The sequence below is a fragment of the Streptomyces sp. NPDC005899 genome (assembly GCF_040629645.1).
Classification (GTDB): Bacteria; Actinomycetota; Actinomycetes; order Streptomycetales; family Streptomycetaceae; genus Streptomyces.
In genome coordinates this window covers 1-2223 of record NZ_JBEXWB010000604.1, presented here as the reverse complement: position 1 = coordinate 2223, position 2223 = coordinate 1, and the positions used below count along the sequence as shown (strand labels likewise).

The window sequence follows — 2223 nt, the reverse complement described above, 5'->3', positions numbered from 1 at the left end:
TTGCGGGTCGCGCGGCGGAGCCGATCAGCCGGGCGTACGCGACACGTCGGCGCCCCCGCGGGCTGGTGCGCCCCTTCTCCCAGGCACGCACGGTCGCCGTGGTGACGCCCAGGGCGGCCGCGACCTGATCCTGGCTCAACGCACGGGCCTCGCGTAGCCGTCGGCGCTCCTTGGGGGAAGGCAACTGCTCCGTGGAACGGGCCGGGTCAGGGGTGCTCCGTGTCATTCCGGGTCCTTCAAGACACTGCACTGGGTGAAAAAGTACATAAACGTATATTGAGCGACACAGCGGCTATTAGTCCGTTACACGAAATAAGCGCGTGTCGTTGGGACCATGGCCGGGTGACCCAAGTGACCGAGCGCAGCCTCACGTTGCCGACCGGGCGGAGCATGCCGGCCGCGTTGGCCTCCGCTTTCGTGCGCGGAGCGCTGGCGGCGGGGCTCGGGCTCGGTTCGCTGGCCGTCCTCGTCGTGGCGCTCTGGATCATCTCCCCGTACCCGGACAGCGGCCCGGACGGGGCCCTGCGGGTGGCGGCCGGGCTGTGGCTGCTCGCGCACGGCGCCGAGCTCGTCCGCTCCGACACCCTCGGTGGGAGCCCGGCGCCCGTGGGGACCGTCCCGCTGCTGCTCGTGGTGCTGCCGCTGTGGCTGCTGCACCGGGCGGCCCGCGACTCAGCGGAGGCCGACGAGAAGCCGGCGGCGCGGCACCCCGCGGCCGCGGTGCTGTGCGCGGTCAGCGCCGGATACCTGCTGGTGGCCCTGGCCGCGGCGGCGTACGCGCAGGGTGGCGGACTGCCCGCCGAGCGGTCCTCGCTCGCCTTCCCGCTCGCGCCGGTCGTGACCACCGCGGCCGCGGTGGGGCTGTGGACGGCACGGGGACGCCCCCTCGGCCCGCTGCTCGCCCGGTCGCCCCTGAGCCTCCAGGAGGCGGCGGCCCGTCCGCGGTTCCGGGCCGGGACCGACGCGGTCCTGCGGTCGTCGGCCGCCGGGGTCGTGGCCCTGCTCGGGACCGGGACGCTCCTCGTCGCGGTGGCACTGGCCCGGAACGCCGGGGACGCGCAGGCATCGCTCACGGCCCTGTCGGCGGACTGGGCCGGCCGGGTCGCCGTCCTCCTGCTCGCGCTGGCCCTCCTGCCGAACGCCGCGATGTGGGGCGCCGCCTACGGCCTCGGCCCCGGTTTCGACCTCGGTACCGCTTCCACCGCGATGCCGCTGGCCGTCACCGGGCACCCCGCGCTCCCGGAGTTCCCCCTGCTCGCGGCGGTTCCCTCCCCAGGCCCGGGTACGGCGCTGAACTGGGCGGCGGTGGCGTGTCCCGTCGTGGCCGGTCTGATCGCCGCCCGGGTCACGGCCCGGGCGGCGGTGCCCGTGACCGGGGTGCGCGAGGAGGCTTGGGAACCGGGCGGGACCGCCGTGGTGGCGACGCTCTCCGCCGTCGGGTGCGGGGCGGCCGCGGCGGTGCTGGCGGCGGCGTCGGGCGGCCCGCTGGGCACCGGGGCGCTGGCGGAGTTCGGACCGGTGTGGTGGCACGTGGGCCCGGCGGCACTGGCCTGGACGGCGGTGATCGGGGTGCCCGCGGCTCTGCTGCTCAGGGCCTGGCGGCTGCGGGCTCACGGGTGGCAGTGGCGACGCGACACCCTGCGGGCCGCCGCGGGGGAGCAAACGCCGCTCACGCGGGAGAGCCCGCGCAACGCACGACCGGCCACGGCCCGGGAAGAGCCCGGCACGGAGGCGGGTGCGGAGGCCGAGGCTGTGAAGGGGACGGATCGGGAGGAGGAACCAGGGCCGCGGGCGGCGACGTGGTGGCCGCGGCGAGCGGACGCCGAGCGCGCGGGCAAGGCGGGCAGGCACGCGGGGGACCAGGACGGGGACGCGGCACCGTACGAGTTCCTGTCGGCCGACCCCTGGCACGAGGAGGGCGCGCGGACGGCGAGGTGGGCGTCGCTGAAGAGGCGCTCCGGAGGCCTGATGGCGGACTTCCCGCCGCTGCCCGGCCCCCTCCCGACCCCCGATCCGGCCGCACCCGCCGACCCCGTGCACCCCGCTCCCGTATCCCCTCCGCCACCCCCTGCTCCGGAGGACGCTGCCGCCCCCTGGCCCGCGCCTCCCGCTCCCGTGGCCCCGTCGCCGTCCCCCGATCCCCGGGGTGCGGCCACGCCGGACCCCGGCGAACGGACCGGCCCCGGTGCCGGGTGGCCCGGGGGCCCCCCCCCCGGGCCGGGG

At 77.3% G+C, this 2223-nt stretch carries 2 protein-coding genes; one reads left to right on the top strand and one right to left on the bottom strand.

Features of this window, described 5'->3' with window-relative positions; all coding sequences use genetic code 11:
* Positions 1 to 226 (bottom strand): helix-turn-helix transcriptional regulator (locus ABZ371_RS31925; RefSeq protein WP_358686283.1); only part of this gene is annotated, 226 nt, incomplete at its 3' end.
* Positions 227 to 390: 164 nt separating this feature from the next.
* On the opposite strand from ABZ371_RS31925, the gene ABZ371_RS31920 reads away from it, so the two are divergent.
* The coding region (locus ABZ371_RS31920; protein ID WP_358686285.1) for a DUF6350 family protein at positions 391 to 2223 on the top strand (1833 nt) is incomplete at its 3' end.